Source organism: Burkholderia sp. Se-20378, from assembly GCF_017104665.1.
Classification (GTDB): Bacteria; Pseudomonadota; Gammaproteobacteria; order Burkholderiales; family Burkholderiaceae; genus Burkholderia; species Burkholderia lata.
On the sequence record NZ_JAAGPG010000794.1, the window covers coordinates 1 to 2,659 of the forward strand.

Sequence of the window (2,659 nt, forward strand, 5' to 3'; positions counted from 1 at the left end):
CATCCTGCAGGCGCTCGACGCATCGCCATGGCGCCATGCGGGCGATACGCGCGAGCGGCTCGAACGGCTCGCGCAGCAATGGCTGGACGGGCTGTGTGCTGCCGACGACGGCGGCACGGGCACCGACGCGACACCGCCCGGCGACTGGCCGCACACGCTCGCCGTGATCGAACGCGTCCGCGCGACGCTGCTGCCCGCGCTCGACGCGTGCGGTGGCGAGGAAATGCGTCAGCTGCTGCGCGGACTCGACGGCCGTTTCGTGCCGCCGGGGCCGAGCGGTTCGCCGTCGCGTGGCCGCCCCGACGTGCTGCCGACCGGCCGCAATTTCTACTCGGTCGACACGCGCGCGGTGCCGACGCAGGCCGCGTGGTCGCTTGGCCTGAAATCCGCGCAGCAACTGATCGAGCGCCATCTGCAGGATCATGGCGACTATCCGCGCGCGATCGGCCTGTCGGTCTGGGGCACGGCGACGATGCGCACCGGTGGCGACGACATCGCACAGGCGTTCGCGCTGCTCGGCGTACGGCCGAAATGGGCGCACGGCAGCCACCGCGTGACCGACTTCGAGATCCTGCCGATCGAGATCTTCGACCGGCCGCGCATCGACGTGACGCTGCGCGTATCGGGCTTCTTCCGCGACGCGTTCCCGAACCTGATGCACCTGTTCGACGCGGCCGTGCAGGCCGTCGCCGCGCTCGACGAGCCCGAGGAGCTGAACCCGATCCGCGCACGCATCGAGCGCGAACGCGAGAAATGGGTCGCGCAGGGCGTGGCGCCGGACGAAGCGCGACGCCGCGCCGGCTGGCGCGTGTTCGGCGCGCGGCCGGGCAGCTACGGCGCGGGCCTGCAGGACCTGATCGACCAGCGTCGCTGGCAGACCGACGCCGATCTCGCGGACGCCTACCGCCAGTGGGGCGGCCATGCGTATGCGCAGAACAGCGCGGGCGATGCCGCAGCCGACGTGTTCGGCGAGCGGCTCGCGACGATCGACGTCGTCGTGCAGAACCAGGACAGCCGCGAGCACGACATCCTCGATTCGAACGACTACTACCAGTTCCAGGGCGGGATGACGGCGGCCGTGCGGCACCTGTCCGGGCAGCAGCCGAGCATCTACCACGGCGACCACGCGAACCCGGTCGCACCGAAGATGCGCACGCTGCGCGAGGAAATCGCGCGCGTGATCCGCTCGCGCGTCGTCAATCCGAAATGGCTCGATGGCGTGAAGCGCCATGGTTACAAGGGCGCGGCCGAGATGGCGGCGACCGTCGACTACCTGTACGGCTATGACGCGACCGCGCGCGTGCTGTCCGACCACCAGTACGCGCTCGTCGCCGACGCATACCTGTTCGACGACGCCACCCGCGCGTTCCTCGAACGACACAATCCGAAGGCGCTGCACGGCATCTGCGAACGCTTCGTCGAGGCGATGCAGCGTGGCCTGTGGCAGCAGCCGGGCGACTATCGCGAACGGATCGAAGCGGTCTGGCTCGCGAGCGAACAACTCCAGGAAGGGGGACGGCGATGACCGATCCGACGACGCACCGCGCCCGCGCGGTCTTTCCGTTTGCGGCGCTCGTCGCGCAGGATGCGCTGCAGCAGGCGTTGCTGCTCGCCGCGATCGACCCGTCGCTGGGCGGCGTGCTCGTGAGCGGGCCGCGCGGCACCGCGAAATCGACCGCGGCGCGCGGCCTCGCGGAGCTGCTGCCCGAAGGGCAGTTCGTCACGCTGCCGCTGTCGGCGAGCGACGAGCAGGTGACGGGTACGCTCGATCTCGCGCATGCCCTTGCCGAAAACGGCGTGCGCTTCCGACCGGGCCTGCTTGCGCGCGCGCATCTCGGCGTGCTGTACGTCGACGAAGTGAACCTGCTCGCCGACGGGCTCGTCGATACGCTGCTCGACGTCGCCGCGAGCGGCGTGAACATCGTCGAGCGCGATGGCGTGTCGCACGCGCACGATGCGCGCTTCGTGCTCATCGGTACGATGAATCCGGAGGAGGGCGAGCTGCGTCCGCAGTTGCTCGATCGCTTCGGTTTGATGGTCGAGCTGGAGAACTGCTTCGACGCCGCGCAGCGCGAGCGGATCGTGAAGGCGCGGCTCGCATTCGATCTCGATCCGGATGCGTTCCGCGCGCGTCATGCATCCGCGCAACGTGAACTCGGCGGCCGGATCCACGCGGCACGCGCACGGCTGGCAACGCTCGATTTCGACGATGCGGTTCACGCGCGCGTCAGCGCGCTGTGCATCGAAGCAGCGGTGGACGGGCTGCGTGCTGATCTCGTGATGCTGCGCGCGGCGCGCGCGCTCGCCGCGCTGGAGCAGGCCGATGCAGTGACGGTGTCGCATGTGGAGCGTGTCGCCGACGCGGTGCTGCGGCACCGGCGCCATGCGGGCACGCCGCCATCGTCGCGAGCGCCGCAGAAACACGACGAACGCGACGGCCACACGCCGCCCGATGCGCGCGAGCGTCCCGACGATGCGTCGGCCGCGGCGAAGAACGATGCCACGTCATCGCAGGGCGACTGGGGCTACCTGCCACCCGAGCCCGCCGGGCTGCGCGACGTAAAGGGCGTGGGAGCGGAAGAGCGTCGTGTCGGGGAAGAGCGTGCGCGAGCGGGGCAGGCGCCGCAGGAGCCGGAGAGATAAAGAAAAAACACGACAC

General features: G+C 70.1%; 2 protein-coding genes. Both read left to right on the forward strand.

The annotated features are described in order from the left end of the window. Positions 1-1,525 (forward strand): cobaltochelatase subunit CobN (locus G3N93_RS37595; RefSeq protein WP_206135288.1); only part of this gene is annotated, 1,525 nt, incomplete at its 5' end. Then, positions 1,522-2,643 carry an ATP-binding protein gene (locus tag G3N93_RS37600; protein WP_241026868.1) on the forward strand — a complete coding sequence of 374 codons (1,122 nt, stop codon included), beginning with the start codon at positions 1,522-1,524 and terminating at the stop codon, positions 2,641-2,643. The genes G3N93_RS37595 and G3N93_RS37600, both read left to right, overlap by 4 nt. Positions 2,644-2,659 lie beyond the last annotated feature (16 nt).